Source organism: Lysobacter helvus (assembly GCF_018406645.1).
Taxonomy (GTDB): domain Bacteria; phylum Pseudomonadota; class Gammaproteobacteria; order Xanthomonadales; family Xanthomonadaceae; genus Noviluteimonas; species Noviluteimonas caseinilytica.
Window position 1 is genome coordinate 967,412 of the sequence record NZ_AP024546.1, and the last position, 16,186, is coordinate 983,597.

26 protein-coding genes are annotated in these 16,186 nt (G+C 69.1%); 5 read left to right on the forward strand and 21 right to left on the reverse strand.

Annotated elements, in window-relative coordinates:
- Window positions 1-14: 14 nt before the first annotated feature.
- The 3 genes from LYSHEL_RS04800 to birA are packed head-to-tail and all read right to left on the reverse strand — an operon-like array spanning window position 15 to window position 2,373.
- Window positions 15-686 carry an SPOR domain-containing protein gene (locus LYSHEL_RS04800; RefSeq protein ID WP_213436215.1) on the reverse strand — a complete coding sequence of 224 codons (672 nt, stop codon included), beginning with the start codon at window positions 684-686 and terminating at the stop codon, window positions 15-17.
- A complete protein-coding gene (locus LYSHEL_RS04805) occupies window positions 683-1,393 on the reverse strand; it encodes a type III pantothenate kinase (protein ID WP_213436217.1) in 711 nt (236 codons plus the stop codon). Before LYSHEL_RS04805 ends, LYSHEL_RS04800 begins: the two co-directional genes overlap by 4 nt.
- Window positions 1,390-2,373: a bifunctional biotin--[acetyl-CoA-carboxylase] ligase/biotin operon repressor BirA gene (birA, locus tag LYSHEL_RS04810; RefSeq protein ID WP_213436219.1), complete on the reverse strand. Its 984-nt coding sequence runs from the start codon at window positions 2,371-2,373 to the stop codon at window positions 1,390-1,392. The genes LYSHEL_RS04805 and birA overlap by 4 nt, the downstream gene beginning before the upstream one ends.
- A gap of 157 nt (window positions 2,374-2,530) precedes the next feature.
- On the opposite strand from birA, the gene LYSHEL_RS16085 reads away from it, so the two are divergent.
- Both LYSHEL_RS16085 and LYSHEL_RS04815 read left to right on the forward strand, forming a co-directional pair.
- On the forward strand, window positions 2,531-2,833 hold the full coding sequence (locus tag LYSHEL_RS16085; RefSeq protein WP_341868566.1) for a hypothetical protein: 303 nt from the start codon (window positions 2,531-2,533) through the stop codon (window positions 2,831-2,833).
- 4 nt (window positions 2,834-2,837) lie between these two features.
- Window positions 2,838-3,614, forward strand: coding sequence for a M90 family metallopeptidase (locus tag LYSHEL_RS04815; protein ID WP_341868567.1), 777 nt, complete (start codon window positions 2,838-2,840; stop codon window positions 3,612-3,614).
- A 1-nt stretch (window position 3,615) separates the two neighbouring features.
- Here LYSHEL_RS04815 and LYSHEL_RS04820 read toward each other — a convergent pair whose 3' ends face one another.
- From LYSHEL_RS04820 to dusA, 5 genes are all read right to left on the reverse strand, one after another.
- On the reverse strand, window positions 3,616-5,058 hold the full coding sequence (locus LYSHEL_RS04820) for an ATP-binding protein (RefSeq protein ID WP_213436222.1): 1,443 nt from the start codon (window positions 5,056-5,058) through the stop codon (window positions 3,616-3,618).
- A gap of 71 nt (window positions 5,059-5,129) precedes the next feature.
- Window positions 5,130-5,813, reverse strand: a complete 684-nt coding sequence (locus LYSHEL_RS04825) for a response regulator transcription factor (RefSeq protein ID WP_213436224.1) — start codon at window positions 5,811-5,813, stop codon at window positions 5,130-5,132.
- Window positions 5,814-5,850: 37 nt separating this feature from the next.
- Window positions 5,851-6,249, reverse strand: coding sequence for a hypothetical protein (locus tag LYSHEL_RS04830; protein WP_213436226.1), 399 nt, complete (start codon window positions 6,247-6,249; stop codon window positions 5,851-5,853).
- A gap of 181 nt (window positions 6,250-6,430) precedes the next feature.
- Window positions 6,431-7,342 carry an arginine deiminase-related protein gene (locus LYSHEL_RS04835; protein ID WP_213436228.1) on the reverse strand — a complete coding sequence of 304 codons (912 nt, stop codon included), beginning with the start codon at window positions 7,340-7,342 and terminating at the stop codon, window positions 6,431-6,433.
- Window positions 7,339-8,343 carry a tRNA dihydrouridine(20/20a) synthase DusA gene (gene dusA / locus LYSHEL_RS04840; RefSeq protein WP_213436231.1) on the reverse strand — a complete coding sequence of 335 codons (1,005 nt, stop codon included), beginning with the start codon at window positions 8,341-8,343 and terminating at the stop codon, window positions 7,339-7,341. Before dusA ends, LYSHEL_RS04835 begins: the two co-directional genes overlap by 4 nt.
- Before the next feature lie 123 nt (window positions 8,344-8,466).
- Here dusA and LYSHEL_RS04845 point away from each other — a divergent pair, with 123 nt between their 5' ends.
- On the forward strand, window positions 8,467-8,781 hold the full coding sequence (locus LYSHEL_RS04845; RefSeq protein ID WP_213436233.1) for a hypothetical protein: 315 nt from the start codon (window positions 8,467-8,469) through the stop codon (window positions 8,779-8,781).
- 7 nt (window positions 8,782-8,788) lie between these two features.
- On the opposite strand, the gene LYSHEL_RS04850 is transcribed toward LYSHEL_RS04845, so the two are convergent.
- The 5 genes from LYSHEL_RS04850 to LYSHEL_RS04870 all read right to left on the reverse strand — a co-directional run bounded on the left by LYSHEL_RS04850 (window position 8,789) and on the right by LYSHEL_RS04870 (window position 11,187).
- The gene (locus tag LYSHEL_RS04850; protein WP_213436235.1) at window positions 8,789-9,043 is read right to left on the reverse strand and encodes a hypothetical protein; all 255 of its coding nucleotides are present in this window, start codon (window positions 9,041-9,043) and stop codon (window positions 8,789-8,791) included.
- A gap of 93 nt (window positions 9,044-9,136) precedes the next feature.
- Entirely contained in the window at window positions 9,137-9,604 is a 468-nt protein-coding gene (locus tag LYSHEL_RS04855; protein WP_213436237.1) for a GNAT family N-acetyltransferase, read from the reverse strand.
- Window positions 9,601-10,011, reverse strand: coding sequence for a GFA family protein (locus LYSHEL_RS04860; protein ID WP_213436239.1), 411 nt, complete (start codon window positions 10,009-10,011; stop codon window positions 9,601-9,603). Before LYSHEL_RS04860 ends, LYSHEL_RS04855 begins: the two co-directional genes overlap by 4 nt.
- Complete coding sequence (locus tag LYSHEL_RS04865) at window positions 10,008-10,652, reverse strand: hypothetical protein (RefSeq protein ID WP_213436241.1); 645 nt, start codon at window positions 10,650-10,652, stop codon at window positions 10,008-10,010. Before LYSHEL_RS04865 ends, LYSHEL_RS04860 begins: the two co-directional genes overlap by 4 nt.
- Before the next feature lie 100 nt (window positions 10,653-10,752).
- Complete coding sequence (locus tag LYSHEL_RS04870; protein ID WP_213436243.1) at window positions 10,753-11,187, reverse strand: copper resistance protein NlpE N-terminal domain-containing protein; 435 nt, start codon at window positions 11,185-11,187, stop codon at window positions 10,753-10,755.
- A gap of 81 nt (window positions 11,188-11,268) precedes the next feature.
- On the opposite strand from LYSHEL_RS04870, the gene LYSHEL_RS04875 reads away from it, so the two are divergent.
- A complete protein-coding gene (locus LYSHEL_RS04875; RefSeq protein ID WP_213436245.1) occupies window positions 11,269-11,439 on the forward strand; it encodes a hypothetical protein in 171 nt (56 codons plus the stop codon).
- 9 nt (window positions 11,440-11,448) lie between these two features.
- Here LYSHEL_RS04875 and LYSHEL_RS04880 read toward each other — a convergent pair whose 3' ends face one another.
- From LYSHEL_RS04880 to LYSHEL_RS04900, 5 genes are all read right to left on the reverse strand, one after another.
- The gene (locus LYSHEL_RS04880) at window positions 11,449-11,895 is read right to left on the reverse strand and encodes a hypothetical protein (RefSeq protein WP_213436247.1); all 447 of its coding nucleotides are present in this window, start codon (window positions 11,893-11,895) and stop codon (window positions 11,449-11,451) included.
- 122 nt (window positions 11,896-12,017) lie between these two features.
- Window positions 12,018-12,515, reverse strand: a complete 498-nt coding sequence (locus tag LYSHEL_RS04885) for a hypothetical protein (protein ID WP_213436249.1) — start codon at window positions 12,513-12,515, stop codon at window positions 12,018-12,020.
- A 111-nt stretch (window positions 12,516-12,626) separates the two neighbouring features.
- Window positions 12,627-13,391: an HAD family hydrolase gene (locus LYSHEL_RS04890; RefSeq protein ID WP_407075174.1), complete on the reverse strand. Its 765-nt coding sequence runs from the start codon at window positions 13,389-13,391 to the stop codon at window positions 12,627-12,629.
- A 93-nt stretch (window positions 13,392-13,484) separates the two neighbouring features.
- On the reverse strand, window positions 13,485-13,706 hold the full coding sequence (locus tag LYSHEL_RS04895) for a hypothetical protein (protein WP_213436251.1): 222 nt from the start codon (window positions 13,704-13,706) through the stop codon (window positions 13,485-13,487).
- A 109-nt stretch (window positions 13,707-13,815) separates the two neighbouring features.
- Complete coding sequence (locus LYSHEL_RS04900) at window positions 13,816-14,295, reverse strand: EF-hand domain-containing protein (protein WP_213436253.1); 480 nt, start codon at window positions 14,293-14,295, stop codon at window positions 13,816-13,818.
- A 404-nt stretch (window positions 14,296-14,699) separates the two neighbouring features.
- On the opposite strand from LYSHEL_RS04900, the gene LYSHEL_RS04905 reads away from it, so the two are divergent.
- Window positions 14,700-14,936 carry a hypothetical protein gene (locus LYSHEL_RS04905; protein WP_213436255.1) on the forward strand — a complete coding sequence of 79 codons (237 nt, stop codon included), beginning with the start codon at window positions 14,700-14,702 and terminating at the stop codon, window positions 14,934-14,936.
- A gap of 73 nt (window positions 14,937-15,009) precedes the next feature.
- Here LYSHEL_RS04905 and LYSHEL_RS04910 read toward each other — a convergent pair whose 3' ends face one another.
- From LYSHEL_RS04910 to LYSHEL_RS04920, 3 genes are all read right to left on the reverse strand, one after another.
- Window positions 15,010-15,345: an EF-hand domain-containing protein gene (locus LYSHEL_RS04910; protein ID WP_213436257.1), complete on the reverse strand. Its 336-nt coding sequence runs from the start codon at window positions 15,343-15,345 to the stop codon at window positions 15,010-15,012.
- A gap of 100 nt (window positions 15,346-15,445) precedes the next feature.
- Window positions 15,446-15,634 carry a CPXCG motif-containing cysteine-rich protein gene (locus LYSHEL_RS04915; RefSeq protein WP_213436259.1) on the reverse strand — a complete coding sequence of 63 codons (189 nt, stop codon included), beginning with the start codon at window positions 15,632-15,634 and terminating at the stop codon, window positions 15,446-15,448.
- A gap of 4 nt (window positions 15,635-15,638) precedes the next feature.
- A complete protein-coding gene (locus LYSHEL_RS04920) occupies window positions 15,639-16,151 on the reverse strand; it encodes a DUF1993 domain-containing protein (protein WP_213436261.1) in 513 nt (170 codons plus the stop codon).
- Window positions 16,152-16,186: the final 35 nt, after the last annotated feature.

The window sequence follows — 16,186 nt, forward strand, 5'->3', positions numbered from 1 at the left end:
AACGCGCGGGCATCTTAGCGCAGCGCTGCTTGTTGGAAAGTCGCGCAATCCAGCGGGCGCGCCTGGGCGGCGGCGATGTCCTGCGCGGCGCGCGCCGGATCGAACGCGGCGGAGGCGCCGGCATCGATCCAGCCTTCCGTGGCGACATCCCCGAGCGGGGCGACCTGCGCCGTGAAGCCGGCGGCCTCCAGCTGCGCGAGGCGACGGCGCGCGGCGTCTTCGTTGCCGAAGCGGCCCAGCGCGATGCCGTTCCGGTCGGGGCCGGACGGCATGACGAACAGGTCGTCCAGGCCCGCGGCCAGGATGCGGTCGGCCATTGCCTGCGCGGCTTCCTTCGTCGCCAGCGCCGGGATGTAGACGCGCCATCCGGTGGGCTTGCCGAGCGGCACTTCGCGCACGCGCGCGATCACGACGCGCGGCACGAGGAGTTCGTGCGCGCGACGCAGCGCAGCGGGATTGGCGAAGGGACCGAACGACACGCATTGCGTCGGCGCGACGGGCACCTTTGCCACTGCGGTGGCCTTCGGGCGCCGCGCGGCCGGCACTTCTTCCAGCAACTGCAGGCGCGGCACGTCGGCCGGCATGTCGATCGGTGTTTCCTGCGCGGGCGGTTTGCGCGTCGCCCACCACGCGACGACGCCGACGTTGATCGCCACCAGCAACACGAGCAGCGCGCGATACATCATGCGGCGGTCTCCAGCGCGGCCCAGCGCGCGAGGCCTTCCAGCACCAGCGCGGGGCGCGATTCGACGCCGGCCAGGTGCGCGCGCATCGCATCGGCGCCACCGCCATGCAGCAACACGCGCGGGGCGCGGCCGAGGGCTTGCGTGGCGACGGCGAGGCTGCGTTCGACGAGCGCGATGGCGGCGCCTTCGCAACCGGACGCGAGCGCATCTTCGGTGTCGGCGGCGAATTCGGTGTACACACCGCCTTCGACCGGCAACTGCGCCACGCGCGCATGCAAGGTTTCGCGCATCAGCGTCGGCGACGGCGCGATGCGGCCGCCGAGGTGCCGGCCGTGTTCGTCGACGAGGTCGATGGTGAGCGCGGTGCCGACGCCGACGACCAGCGCGGGCGCCGATTCGCACGCGGCGACCATCGCGAGGAAGCGGTCGACGCCCAGCTTCTGCGGATCGGCGTACGCGATGCGCAAGGGACCGAAACGCGCGGACGTGCGCGCGATCGCGATGCGGCGGAAGCGTTGCGTCAGCGCGTCGATCAACGCAACGCGATGCGCTTCGGGCGCGACGGACGACAGGTACGCGACGTCGCCGTACGGCAACGCGGTCATGTCGCCGGGCGCGAACGCGCGCACGTCGCCGACGGCGCCCGCCGCGAACGGCGCGCCCTTCAGTCGCGTGTTGCCGAAATCGAACAACCAGTGCTGCGTCATGCTCCCTGCATCCGGACGCTGACTTCGCCGGAGTGGACCACACGCACCGCGCCGTCGTCGAGGCGCACGCGCAATGCGCCGTCGGGCGCGAGGCCCTCGCTCGTGGCGTGGCGGATGCCATCGTGCAGGTGCAGGTCGATCGCGCGGCCGGCGAGTGCGTCGAGCGCGGCGTAGCGCGGGAGGAACGGATCGAGGCCCTCGCGATCGAAGGCTTCGAGCGCGGGCAGCAGGTGCGAGAGGACGTCCGCGGCGATCGCGTTGCGCGCGCGGGTTTCACCCAGCGTGGCCAGGTCGATCCAGGGTTGCCCGATGTCGCGGGCAAACACGTCGGGCATGTGCACGTTGAGGCCCAGGCCCAGCACCGCGCGCACGGGGCCGGCGTGTTCGCCACCGCCTTCGACGAGCAGGCCGCCCAGCTTCCGCAGCGTGGCGCCCTCGGGCACGACGATGTCGTTCGGCCATTTCAGTCGCACCGAAGCGTGGCCCATCGCATGCAGCGCTTCGACCACGGCGATGCCGGCGACGAGGCTCAAACCGCCGAGACGACCGAGGCCGCCGCTGAAGGACCGCGCGAGCGAGAGGTAGAGGTGCGCGGCCAGCGGCGAGGCCCAGGTGCGACCGCGACGGCCGCGGCCGCCGGTCTGGCGTTCGGCCAGCAACACGTCGGCGCCGCGCACGGGCGTTGTGCGGCGCAGCAGTTCGGTACTCGTCGAGTCGATGGACCAGGCCACTTCGAGGAGGGCCAATCCCTCACGAGCGCCCGGGGCGATGGCGTCGCGCAGGGCCTGCGCGTCCAGGAAATCGAGCGGCCGGTCGAGCGCGTAGCCGACGCCGGGGCGGGCCGAAATCCCCACGCCGGCGGCCCGCAGGGCCTGGATCCGCTTCCAGACCGCGGCGCGGCCGAGCCCGGCCTCGCGGGCGAGCACGTCGCCGCTGGCGGGGCCCGCGGCGAGGCGGGTCAGGAGGGCGCGGTCATCCATCGGTGAGGTTGTGGCCTGGAGGCCCGGATTATGGCCGAGGCCGTTCGTCGCCGGCGCCGTTCCGGGATGCAACCTTCGGCGAGCCCGCGGCATCCACGGTATAGTCCGCGGCGCCGAATCCCTGGCCGTGCACCTACCCCGCACCAGGACTTTCCCCATGTCACGTTCCATCCTCTTCCTGTTGCTGCTTTGCGCGAGCGCGTCCGTCGCTGCGCACGAGGCACGCATGGATGGCCCGACTGGCGATGGCGGCCATTGCCCCGACACCAGCAACACGATCGTCGAGGCCGATTCCACGCCGCAGCCGGCCAAGCCCGCGCGCGCCATCCACACCGCAGCCAAGCCGTCCAAGCCCGTGAAGCCCACGCCCGCCGTGCGCAGCACCGGCGACAGCGATGGCAGCGGCACGCGCATCCAGCCGCCGCGCTGGCACAGCTTCCTGCCGGGCATGTTCCGCTAAGCCATTGCGGAACTGGTTCCGGCGCTTCCTGCGCCCTGCGTCCCTCGATCCCGACTCGTGGCTCCGCGCCTGCGCGGGCGTTCCCTTCGTCAGTGCACTGGATGCAACGCGCAAGGCGCGACTGCAAGCGCTGGTCACGCGCTTTTTGCACGACAAGACCATCACCCCGATCGGCGACCTCGCGCTCGACGACGTGCAACGCATGCAACTCGCCGCGTTGTGCTGCCTGCCGCTGATCGAATTCGGCGAAGAAGGCCTGCACGGGTGGTCGCAACTGCTCGTGTATCCCGGCGCGTTCCGCGTGCACCGCGCGCACACCGATGCCGCCGATGCGATGGCGGAATGGGACGGCGTGATGCAACCCGCGCACGAAGGCTACGAAGACCTGATCGGCGAAGCATGGGAAGCCGGGCCCGTGGTGCTGTCGATGGAGGACGTGCTGGCCGACCTGGCCGCGCCGCGCGATGGCTGCTGCGTGGCGGTGCACGAGATCGCGCACAAGCTCGATGCGCTCGACGGCGCGATGGACGGCACGCCGCCGTTGCCGCGCGCGTGGCAGAAAGAATGGGCGCGCGATTTCCAGCAGGCCTTCGACCACATGGGCAAGCAGGTCGACGCGAACCGCCGCACGAAGCTCGATCCCTACGCCGCCGAAGCGCCCGAGGAATTCTTCGCGGTGTGCACCGAATACCACTTCAGCGCGCCGGCGTTGCTGCGCGAGGCGTATCCGAAAGTCGCGGCGCACCTGGCGAAGTTCTACGGCGCCTCGCCGATGGCGTGAGTCACAGGCCGGGCGGCAACCGCACTTCGAAACGCGCGCCGCCGAGTTCTTCCGAGCGCCCCACTTCCAGCTCGCCGCGATAGCCGCGCACGATGTCCTGCACGATCGCAAGGCCGATGCCGTGGCCCTGCACGCGTTCGTCGCCGCGCACGCCGCGTTGCAGGAGCTGCGTCACGCGATCGGGTTCGATGCCGGGGCCGTCGTCGTCCACCGCCAGCAACAAGCCGTCGCGACGCCCGGGCGAGGTGTCGCCCACGCGCACGGTGAGCAGCACGCGCGAACGCGCCCACTTGAACGCGTTCTCGAGCAGGTTGCCCAGCAGTTCCTGCAAGTCGCCGGGTTCGCCGTGGAAGCGCGCGTTGGGATCGAAATCGAATTCGCACAGCACGCCGCGGCCGGCGTAGACCTTTTCCAGGCCGCGCACGATCTGCTCGGCGTGCGTTTCCACTTCGATGGGCGCGGAGAACAGGGCGTGGCCGCTCGAGGCGGCGCGCGCGAGCTGGTAGCCCACCATGTCGTTCATGCGCCGCAACTGCGTGGCGACTTCCTCGCGCAGCTCCGCTTCCGGCGTCGGCGTGTCCAGGCGCGAACGCAGCACGGCGAGCGGCGTCTTGAGGCTGTGCGCGAGGTCGGCCAGCGTGTTGCGCTGGCGGTCGAGGTTTTCGCGCTCGCTCTGGATGAAGGCGTTGATGCTTTCGGTGAGCGGTTCGAGTTCGCGCGGATGGCGCGCGCTCATGCGCGCGATCTGGCCGCGGTGCACGCGCTTGAGTTCGGCGACCACCTGGCGCAAGGGACGCAGGCTCCAGCGCAACACGAGCATCTGCAGCAGCAACAGCACGAGGCCCGCGCCGCCGAGGTAGCCCCACAACGCGCGGCGGAACACGCGCACCTGCTGCGACAGCGCGCTGGTGTCTTCGGAGATGTAGACGGTGTACGGGAACTCGGCTTCCGGTCCGCCCTCGGCCCACACCAGGCCCTTGCCGAGGCGGTAGATCTCGCCGGGCTTGCCGTCGCTGCGCGTGATGGGGAGCGGGCCTTCGAAGCGTTCGGCGGCGGGCGCGAGCATCGGGCCGAGCGGGAGGTCGGGGCCGCGCGCCGACGCGGAATCCCAGTGGCCGTTCGGCAGCACTACTTCCGCGTACAGGCCGCTGCCGGGGCGTTCGAAGCGCGCTTCGGGCGGGATGTCGGGGACGTAGAGGGTGCCGTCGCGCAGGAATTCGATGCCGCGCGCGTAGGCCAGCGCGTAGCTTTCCAGGCGCGTGCGCAGGTTGCTGCGGGCGGTTTCGAGGAACGCGCGATCCAGCGCGTAGCCGGCCAGGGCGAGGAAGGCGACGAGGCCGAGGCTGGCCGCGAGCAGTTGCCGCGACTGCAGCGAGCGCGGGCGCCAGCGATCGTCGAACAGTGCGCCGCGCGTGCGCGCGTCGGGGGGCTGCTCAGACGCCATGCATCGGTCCTCGCTTCAACGGGGATGGAACGCGACCCGCGCGTCGCGGGTCGCATGCATCCTACGTCGGCTCACTCCCCGCTGCGCGGGATGGCGAAGCGATAGCCGCGGCCGCGCACGGTCTCGATCGGCTTGAGTTCGCCGTCCGGGTCCAGTTTCTTGCGCAGGCGGCCGATGAAGACTTCGAGCACGTTGGAGTCGCGGTCGAAATCCTGCTGGTAGATGTGCTCGGTGAGGTCGGCCTTCGAGACCAGCTCGCCCGCATGCATCATCAGGTACTCGAGCACCTTGTACTCGTAGCTGGTGAGGTCGACGTTGGAACCGTTGACCGTGACCGTCTGCGCGGCGAGGTCCAGGACCACCGGGCCGCATTCCAGCGTGGGCTTGCTCCAGCCCGCGGCGCGGCGCACCAGCGCGTTGATGCGCGCCAGCAGCTCTTCGACGTGGAAGGGCTTGACCAGGTAGTCGTCGGCGCCCTGCTTCAGGCCCTCGACCTTGTCCTGCCAGCTCGAACGCGCGGTGAGGATGAGCACCGGGAATTTCTTGCCCTCGTCGCGGAGCGCCTTGATCAGCTCCATGCCCGACATCTTGGGCAGGCCCAGGTCGATGATGCCGAGGTCGAACGGGACTTCGCGGCCCATGTAGAGGCCTTCCTCGCCGTCCTGGGCGGAATCGACGGCGAAGCCTTCCCGCTTCAGGCGTGCAGAGAGTGTTTCTCGAAGCGGTGCTTCGTCTTCGACGAGCAGGATGCGCATGGTGACTCCGTGTCAGGCTGGGCCGGCGGCCGTAGGCTCAGAGGGTGGGGTCGCCGTCGTCGTCGTCGTGTGTACGGCCGCCCTTGGGGGGCTTGGCACGACGCTGCTGCGGATTCGGCGGGGTTTGCTGCCTGGCCGCCGGATCGTCCCAGTACACGCGCACGCGACCCTTGTCGTCGACGATCTTGACACGATTCACGTCGCGGCCGTCGTACTGCACCTGCTCGGCGCTGAGCACCTGGCCGTTGCGTTCGGCGCGCCGCACGGAGTCGGCGAGGCCCTGCTGGTCGCCGTCGGAATGGTTCTGGCGATCGGCCGACGGGGCGTGCCGCGGCGGCGGGGCCGGCTGCGGTTGCGCCTGCGCCCACGCCATGGTGCTGGCACCCGTCAGGACGACGAGCAGCGACAGCGGGCGAAGGAGGCGCAGCAGGGGCATCGGGTCGGCCTTGGAGAAGGGAGATGCGAAACCGCGACGTCGCGCTGGGCGATGCCGGGATCGGGGTTGCTGGAAACGGGCGCCATTCTTTGAATCAGGCAGTGAATCCGGTCTGAACTTTTCCTTCACGGATCCGCGCCGTTCATGGCCGGTCGCGGGCGAAACCCCGTTGCAGGGGCCGTCAGAAGACCTCCCCGACGCAGCATCGCAGGGATCCGCCGGCGGCTTCGATGGCCGCCAGGGGGACGCTCCGCACGTCGAAGCCCGCGTTTGCGAGGGCGGTGCGCGTCGCCGGGGCGAGCGCCGCGTCGGCCCTGGCGCTCATCCAGACCGTCTCCGGCGACAGGGCGATGGCGTTGCCGGCGAAAGCCGCATGCTCGGCATCCGACAGGACGATCGCGTGCGGGCCGTACACCTGCGCGAGCGCGTCGATCACCGCGGCGTCCGCGAACCCGCGCGGGCAGGCGAGCGCGGCGCGCCCCGCCAGGACGGCCAGCACGACGTTGGTGTGGTATTCGCCGGGCGCGAGGTCGAACAGGAGCGTCGCGCGCAGGCCGAAGGCCTCGTGCATCAGGTGCGCGCCCTCTTCGTCGCAGCGTTCGGACAGGCCGCACCAGCCCAGGCCGCGCGCGCGATCGATCACCAGCGCGCCGGTGAGTTCGCAGGGATGCCCCTGTTCGGAGAGGTCGATCTCCGCGTAGTCGAGCACGCCGCCGAAGAAGCCGCGGATATCGGCGCGCGTGGCTTCGCGCTGGCGCACGGGATGGCGCATGCGCCCGACGATGCAGCGGCCTGCGGCGGTGGCGAAGACGTTGTTCGGGAAGACGCCATCGGGCGCTTCGGGATCGCCCGGGAAACACACCGTCGGCAGCGCCTGCGACAACGCACGATGCAGCCCGCGATGTTCGTCCAGCGCGCGGCGGGCATCGAACGCATCGGCGTCGGCCATGTAGCGGTTGTCGCGCGCGGAGTCGGTGGCGAGGCGGAAATCGTCCGGCGCGACGAGGAACGCCGCGCGCGCGGTGGGCGCGCCGAAGTCCGTCGACAGCGTGCGCGCGTGCGCCACGAACGCGTCGATGTCGCGCGTGATCATGCGGCGTACACCGTCGACTCGGTGCACGCGAGCGCGCGCTCGACGAGCGACCAATCGGCGCCGGGCCGATGCGCGCCTTCGCTCAGCACCTGGCGGAACGCGCGGCCGCCGCGCTCGCCGGAGAACAGGCCAAGCAGGTGGCGCGTGATGTGCTTGAGGTACACGCCGCGCGCGAGTTCGCCTTCGACGTACGGCTGCAGCGCGCGCAGCAATGCGCCGCGCGTGCGCAGTTCGCCGCCGAACCACGCCGCGTCGAGGCGATGCAGCAGGTATGGATCGTGGTACGCCGCACGCCCGAGCATCGCGCCGTCGACGTGCGCCAGGTGCGCGGCCGCTTCATCGAAATCGGCGATGCCGCCGTTGACGATCACCTGCAGGTCCGGACGTTCCTGCTTCAACCGGTACGCCCAGTCGTAGCGCAGCGGCGGCACTTCGCGGTTTTCCTTCGGCGACAAACCCTTCAGCCACGCGTTGCGCGCATGCACGACGAACATCCCGCAGCCCGCGGCGGCGACGGCGTCGATGAAGGCGAGGAAGCGATCGAAGTCGTGGTCGTCGTCGACCCCCAGGCGGCACTTCACGGTCACCGGGACGCCGCAGGCCTCGCGCATCGCGGCGACGCTTTCGGCGACGAGCACCGGTTCGCGCATCAGGCACGCACCGAAACGGCCGGCCTGCACGCGATCGGAAGGACAGCCGCAATTGAGGTTGATCTCGTCGAAGCCGTGCGCTTCACCGATGCGCGCGGCTTGCGCGAGCAGTGCGGGTTCGCTGCCACCCAGCTGCAGCGCGACGGGATGCTCGACGGGATCCATCGCGAGCAACCGCGTGCGATCGCCCAGCACCACGGCGTTGGCATGCACCATCTCGGTGTACAGGCGCGCGTGCGGCGCGAGCAGGCGATGGAACACGCGGCAATGCGTGTCCGTCCAATCCATCATCGGCGCGACGGAGAGGCGCAGTTGCGCGGCGGGAATCGTGCTGGCGGGCGTGTCGGCCATTGGCCGCGCATTCTACGGCCTCGCCCGCGTCCCTGCCCTGCAGGGCAAGTGCCCGCCCGGCCAATTGCTGCGTTGCACGGCCAATGTTCCGCTGCGGACACCCGCCACACAGACCACGACGCCATGGCCCTGGACATCGAATATTTCGAACGCCGCGTACGCAGCCTCGAGAACGCGCTCGACCGCCTGCAGCACGACATCGGCGACACGCACCGCATCGCCAACGATATCGTCCGCGAATACCAGCAATGGGCACGCGAGGAACATCCCGGCAAGGAATGGTTCTTCCGGCGCATCGACGAACTCGTGCAACGCGGCAGCCCGCGTTGCGTGTACGCCAAGACACTGGTGCTGGAATACGGCGTGTCGCGCTCGAAGGCTTACCAGCTCGTGCGCGAATACCTGGACAACGCGGCGGCGAAACTCGCCACCGCGTGAGCGCGCATCAGGTCAACGCCGCCGGGATGCGCGTGCGTTCCAGCGCGTGCCAGCCGGCATCGGTGATTTCCCAACCACCGTAGACGCGACGCACCAGGCCTTGTTCGCCCAGGCGCGCCATGATGTGTTCGTCCACCGGATGGCGGACGACGAGGGATTCGGTGAGCTTCCGCAATTCTTCGCGGTCGCCCGGGAGCAGGGTGACAAGCACGGCGTTGACCTTCTTCTTCGGCGAACAAAAATGACCCGGGAGCTGGGTCATGACCGAACCAACGCCGGCGGGTTCGCGCGCAGGCCAGTGCACGCGGGCGCGAGTCAAACAGGATTCAGTTGCGTGATGGCGCCGCAGGCGCAGTCAGCTTCGCTCGAACACCATGTAGACGTCGGCGCGCGCGTAGTGCGAGCCCGGCCGCGGCGCGGGGCGGTGATGGAATCCGTGGCGTTCGTAGAGGCGCAGCGCGGTGTCGAGCTTGCTGCTGGATTCCAGGAACAACTCACTGCCCTGCATCGCATCGAACGCCGCGATCGCACCGACCAGCAGTTGCGCACCGATGCCGCGGCCTTGCGACGCAGGATCCACGGCCATCTTCGTGAGTTCGTACACACCGTCGCCTTCGTGCTTCAGCGCAACGGTGCCGACGACGCGCGCCTGCCCATCCACCGCGAACAGCACGCGCCCGCCCGCCGCGAGGATGTGCGATTCCGGATCCGACAACACGGTGCGGTCGATCGGCTCGACGACGAAGTAGCGTTCGAGCCAATCGATGTTGAGGCGTGCAAACTCCGCGCGCCAGCGCGGATCGAAATCGACGATGCGGATCATTGGTGCGTGAGGTGCGCCAGCGCGGCGGTGGCCGCTTCGCGGTCATTGTCGTCGAACGGCACGATCGTGAGCGAGGCCACGGTGCCGTCGTCCAGGCAGCGCACGTTGACGTCCACGCCATCTGGATGGCTGCGCGGGATGTAGAACGCCTTGACGCCGCACGTGCTGCAGAAGCGATGCTTCGCGGCGCCCGTGTTGAACGTGTATTCGGTGAGCGCATCATTGCCCGCGACCAGGCGGAAGCGCGACGCCGGCACGATCAGGTGCAGGAAGCCGGTCATGCGGCAGATGGAGCAATTGCAGTCGAGCGCCTCGACGTCCGCCGGCGCTTCAACTTCGAACTGCACGCGGCGGCAATGACAGCCGCCGCGATGCGTCACCAGCGCGGGCGTCGCGGCGTGGCTCATCCCTTGCCCTTGCCGTGGCCGCCGCCCTTGTTGCCGTTGCCGTGCCCGTTCCCGTTCCCGTTCCCGTGGCCGCTGTTGCCGTGTTCGCCCGACTTGCCGCTGTTGCCGTGGTTGCCGTTGCCATTGCCGTGGTCGGACTTGCCCTTGCCATTCCCGTGGTTGGGATAGGCGCGCTGCAGGTCGCTGTCGAGCACGATCGGGCGCGACCAGCGATCGTAGGTCGGCACGAAACCGTTCTTGAGGCGATGGAATTCCGGCGAACCCGGCTTGATGCCCATGCGCTTGGCGATGTTGCCCCAACCCTGGCCCGGGTCGCGCTCGTATTCGTCGACGACGTAGCGGCACGGGCGGCCGATGATCGACGCGATGCTGCAGGCCATGTACACGTCGCCCGGGGCCCAGCGGCGATTGCCGAGCAGGTCGGACACCAGGTCGCGCGGCGCGCCGTGGTAGCGGACCATTTCGTCGACGAAGGGATCGCGGTAGCGCGTGCCGTAGCGATTCATGTCGCCCAGCGTCGTGTCGATCCAGACATCGCCGGTGCGCGGGTGGAATCCGACGGTGAAGTCCTGCGCGCTGGCGGTGCCGCCGATCGCGGCGAGCGCGGCCGTGAGCGCGACGATCTTGAAGGTGCGATGCATGGGTGGACTCCGTTCGGTCATGCGGGGGAATGCGAGGCCGCCAGTGTCTGCCGTGCCCATGAATGCGTTCTGAAACTTCGTCACGTTTCGCGGACCGGCGTCACAACGCCGGCGGCGCGACCGGCGACAGCACGCGACCCGCCCCCACCGCGTGTCCGCGACGATCGACGACGACCAGGTTGCCGGCCCCGTCGAACATGTAGAGGCGCTCGCCGCCCTGGCTCGGCTGCAGCCGCAGCAAGCGGCCATCGCGGCGCCAGCGACCGCTCTCCTGGAAGTACTCGGCACCCTGCCCGTCGCGGAAGGCCTCGACCAGCTGGTACTGCGCGACCACGCCATTGCCGTGCTGCAGGCGCAGGCGCGTGTCGATGCCATCGCAGTCGGCGCAGGCCAGGATGCCTTGCCAGGCAAGTTCGGCGTCCGCGTCGCCCAGGCGATCGTCGGCCTTCGGGGGCGGCCCTGGCGCGCGGCCGCACCCGGCCGCCAGCACGCAGGCGAGGGCGAGGATCCAGCGGCGGTGGCGGATCGGGCTCACGCGGCGATTGTGCCGCACGCGATCTGCACGCTGCCGTGACAATCGCGCGCCGAGCATGGCGCCGAACCCGGGGGCTTCGCCATGCACATCCATTCTCCTTTCCACTTCATGCGCCGACACGCGCTGGGGATTTCAGTGCTGTGCGTCCTCATCGCGGGCTACTTCGCCGCGGTGGGCTACGTGGGCACGCGCCTGCGCGATGACATGAGCCACACGCTGCAGGCCGTCCCGACGAGCGTCGACAAGCACTGACCGCGGGGCTCAGCGCCCCGAGATCGTGAACTTCCCGAACGCGATGCCCAGGTCCCAGCCCGCGCCCTTGCCCGCGAGCGCCAGCGACACCTCGCCCTTCGTCATCGCCTGCGCCTTCGCGGACTTGGACGCGCCGGCATGCGCTTCGGCGGACACGTAGGTGCCGACCACGTCCTTGATGTCATGGACGCCGGAGAACTCGCCGGTGCCGTCCTGGATGTTCGATTTGCCGAACGTCAGCCCGCCGCCCTTCGCATCGATGGCCACGCTCATGTGCTGGCCGTTGCTGCACGTCACCGTGCCCGTGCCGGACGCCGTCTTGTAGAACACGGACCAGCCCGCCATCGAGAAGTGCAGCTTGCACGTGATGGAGGGCCCGGCCTGGGCGGGCGCGGCGAATGCGAGCCCCGCGAGGATGGCGAGGGTGGCGAGGATCGGGGTTGCGGGATGGCGCATGGGGGAACGACTCCGGGGGTGCGTCGATGCGCGGAGGCTAGCACCGACCGGCCGCGTGGCACACGCGGGCCCGGAAACGACGACGGCGCCTCGCGGCGCCGTCGTTGCAAGCCATGGTGCGATCAATCGTCGTCATCGTCATGCCCGCGATGCCCGCCGCGACCGTGGTGGGGGCGGTCGTAGCGCGCGCGCGTATCGCGATGGTCATAACGCGGGTCGTAGTACTTCACCGTGCAGTTGCCGCTGCCGCTGCAGTTGACGCGCTGCGCGGTCTGCACGGGGTAACCCGTGTTGAACCGCGGGTCGTAGTACCCGGCGTTGTAGGCATTGCTGTTGTAGTAGCGGTTGCCGGAGTAGCCGTAGTTGGGGCGTGCCGGCACGACGCGGTAATAGACGGGTCGGCCGTAGCGGTCGCGCTGCACGTACACGCGGTCGTTCGCACCGTAGCTGCCATAGCGGTAGTAAGGCTGGCCGCCCTGCAGCACGACGTCGGCGACGTCGACCAGAATGCGCGTCAGCGAATCCTGTGCCTGCGCAGGCGCGGGGACGAGTGCACCCAAACCCAGGCCCGCCGCGAGCACGGCAGGTGCCATCCAATGCTTCAGTTGCAGGGTCGCCATCGTCATTCTCCTCGAGGCCCGCCCCATTGCGGGCTGTGGCGACGATGCGACCGGATCGGTGAACCAAGGTGCAACCCGCCGGCCTTCAGCCGCCGCCGCGCAAGCGGGCATTCATGCGCCGCGCGCGTGCCGGTGGATGTCTTCGACGGCGGCCGGCAATCCCGATGCATCGACCACCTTGCGCAGGCGCGGTGCGTCGTCGGCGACCTCCGCTTCGGCTTCGTGCGCCCACGTCACGTGGTACGGCATGTACACGCCCCACCCGCCGAGTTCGAGCACGGGCGCGATGTCCGAACGCAACGAGTTGCCGATCATCACGAACTGCGACGGTGCCAGGCCGAATTCCTCGAGCAAACGCGCATACGTCGCCCCATCCTTCTCGCTCACGATCTCGATGCGGCGGAACAGCTTGGCCAGGCCCGACTCGCGCACCTTCGCTTCCTGGTGGAACAGGTCGCCCTTGGTGATCAGCACCACGTCGTGCCGCGCGCCGATCGCTTCCACCGCCTCGCGGATGTCGGGCAACAGTTCGACCGGATGTTGCAGCAATGACTTGCCGATCGCGACGATGCGATGGAGATCCGTGGCGGAGATGCGCGCCTGCGTGATTTCCACCGCGGCTTCCACCATCGACAACACCATGCCTTTGACGCCGTAGCCGAACAGCGCGAGGTTGCGCTTCTCGACCGAATACAGGTGTTCCTGCGCGCGCGTGTCGTGCAGGTCGACGTATTGCGCCACGATGCGTTCGAAGTCTGCCTGGGCGCCGCGGTAGTAATCCTCGCTGCGCCACAGGGTGTCGTCTCCGTCGAATCCGACGAGGCGGATGCCGTCCGTTGCCATGGTCATGGGGTCGCGTTGCGTGCGGCGCGACAGTTTAAATGTGCAGGCGCGCGAAAGGCGGCCATCGGCCGCCCTTCGTCTGTCGCGCGTGCTGGCGGCCGGCCTCGCGAGGCCGGCCGCGCAGGATTACAGCGTGCTCGGCGGATTGGCCGACGTGGTGGCTGCCGGCGGCATCGATTCCGTCGTGGTCGTCGTCGTCGAGGTGGTCGACGTGTCCGTGCCGGTGGTCGGCTCGGTCGACGTCGTCGTGGTCGACGACTCTTCCTTCGTGGTGTGCGTGCACGCCGCCAGGGACAGCGAGGCGACGACGAAAGCGGCGGCGGTGATGGTGCGAAGCGTGGCGTTCATTGGAACCTCTGTTGTCCTTGGCGAGCCGGCCGGCCCCGAAGGGCCAGCCGGTGTTGCGCCTTGTTGCGGAGCGCGCGTGGGTGCGCGTTCCGGCCGGGGGCGGTGTTGCTTAGCCGCCCGAACCCGAGCGGGCCTTGGCCTTGCCGTTGGCGGCGAGGTAGGCCTTGTATTCGTCCTGCGTCAGCTGGCCGTCGGCGTTGGCGTCAGCCTTGGTGAACGCCTTCGTCAGGCTCTGCACCGGCGCGGCTTCCGACACGCTCAGCGAGCCGTTCTGGTCGACGTCGAGCTCCGACCAGTTCTTCTTCTGCGGCGTGGCAGGCGTGGCCGGCGTCGCGGGCGTCTGCGCCATCGCGTCGGTCGCGCTCTGCGGGGTGGCCGGGGTGGCGGGCGTCGCCGGGGTGGCGGCGTTGACGTTCGCGTTCGTGTTGGCCTGCGCATCCGTCGACTGCGTGGTCGTCGTGGATTCGGTGGTCGTCGTGGCCTGCGGGGTCGCCGACTGCGGCGTGGTCTGGGCCGACTGCGCGAAGGCGAGCGGCGCGGCGAGCGTCAGGGCCAGGGCGAAATAAAGCGGGCTGCGATTGGACTTCATGCGTCGATCTCCATTGCGGGGGAACAGTGCGTTCGCGGTGGGGGCGACAGATGCCCTCGGAACGGCGAACACCTTGCACCGGCGCGTCTGAATCCAACCGACCGCGCGATCGGTGCCTCCACATCGTGTTAACCACTGCGCGCACGTTCTGCGTTAACGGCCGGCGCGCGATCGTGCGATGCGGCGATCGCGGGCGTTCGCGCGCGTTGCGCGCAGATAGCCCTTCGATGAATGGAGAGTGCAGCGGCCGATGTCATCGCCGCGCGAATGGCCGCTGCGGATTGCGTGAAGGGCGCCCGGGATTACGAAAACTTTACTTGCGCCATGCACGCCGCTTAATGCCCCGGCCCCCACGATGGATCGCGAAAACCCACGCCATCGCACACGCCTCCGAGGATTCCCCCATGCCCACCCAGCGCCCGGCACCACGCAGCAAACCCCGCAACGACGGCACCCAATCCGCGGCGCAGCAGAGTGCTGCGCAAGCGCTGACGGCCACCAAGCGGCAGGTCGAAGAAACGGATCGCCAGCGCAACGCGTTGGAAAACCAGGGCGCGCAGGGGCGCGGCATCGGGGACCAGTGGACGCGCGAGAAACTGATGCGCGAGAACGACGACGACGAGACCGCGACCCGACATTGATGCCTGGCATCGTCGTGATGAAAAAAAGGGCGCCCGAGGGCGCCCTTTGCATGTGCTCGCATCGCGCGTTGGCTCAGGGCGACTTCGGCTTCGACGTCGCCTTCGCCTTCGCATGGAACTCGTTGTCGGTGACGTAGCCATCGCCATCGGCGTCCATCGCCGCGAATCCCGAATCGAATGTCGGATCCGCACTGGCTTCGCTCGAACTCACGCGTCCGTCCTTGTCGGTATCCAGCCGCGCCATCGCCGTGTCGGGTGACGGCGTGGCCGCCTTCACCGCTTCCTGGTTGCCGCCGGTCTTCTTCGCCTGCGGCGTCGGCGTTTCCGGCGGAGACGCGGACTGCGCGACCGCCACGCCGGCGATCGAGACACCCAGCGCAATGCCGAGCAGTGTTTTCGTGCCTGTCATGTGCGCGCTCCTCTCGATGGATCCCCCGCAGGTCGCGGGGGTGTCCATGTAACGCAACACGCGTCAACACACTGCAACGCGCCATTGCAGAGCTAGCGGCTCAGGCGTCGTCCTCGGCCGAAGCGTGCACCACCGGATCGCCGTCGTCGTCGATCGACACATCCACCACGATCGGCCGGCAACACACGTGGCAATCCTCGATGTAACGCTGCGCGCCCGCCGAATCGTCGATCACCAGCGTGATCGTCTCGCCGCAGTACGGACACGAGATGTCGGCGGTCGGCAGCATCGGCTCAGCGCCCCGCGCCCGCGAGGTAGTCCGTCTTGCCCAGCGGCGCGCCGGCGACGCGCAGGATCGCGTAGGCGGTGGTGGCGTGGAAGAACAGGTTGGGCAGCGCATAGGTGCCGAGGTAATCGGCGCCGGTGAACTTCAGCTCGGCCGTGCGCGTCTTGAACGCCACTTCGCGCGATTCCGCGCCGTCGAACTGCTCCGGCTTGTACGCGCCGAGCACTTCGATGCAGCGATCCAGGCGCGCGTACAACTGCTCGAACGTGGTTTCGTCGTCGGTGAAGGACACCGGATCGGTCGCCGTCAACCGCGCGACCGCGAACTTGGACGTGTCGGTCGCGATCTGCACCTGCTTGATCAGCGGCAGCATGTCGGCGATGAGGCGCGACTGCAGCAGCACCTCGGGCGCGATGCCCTTGTCGTTCGCGAACTTCTCGCCGATCTGCAGGACGCTGCGCAGGTTGCGCAGGGCACGCACCATCACCGGCACCGTCGCGTGGTACATCGAGTACGCCATGGAACACTCCCGACGGGCCACCGTGGCCCGGAAGC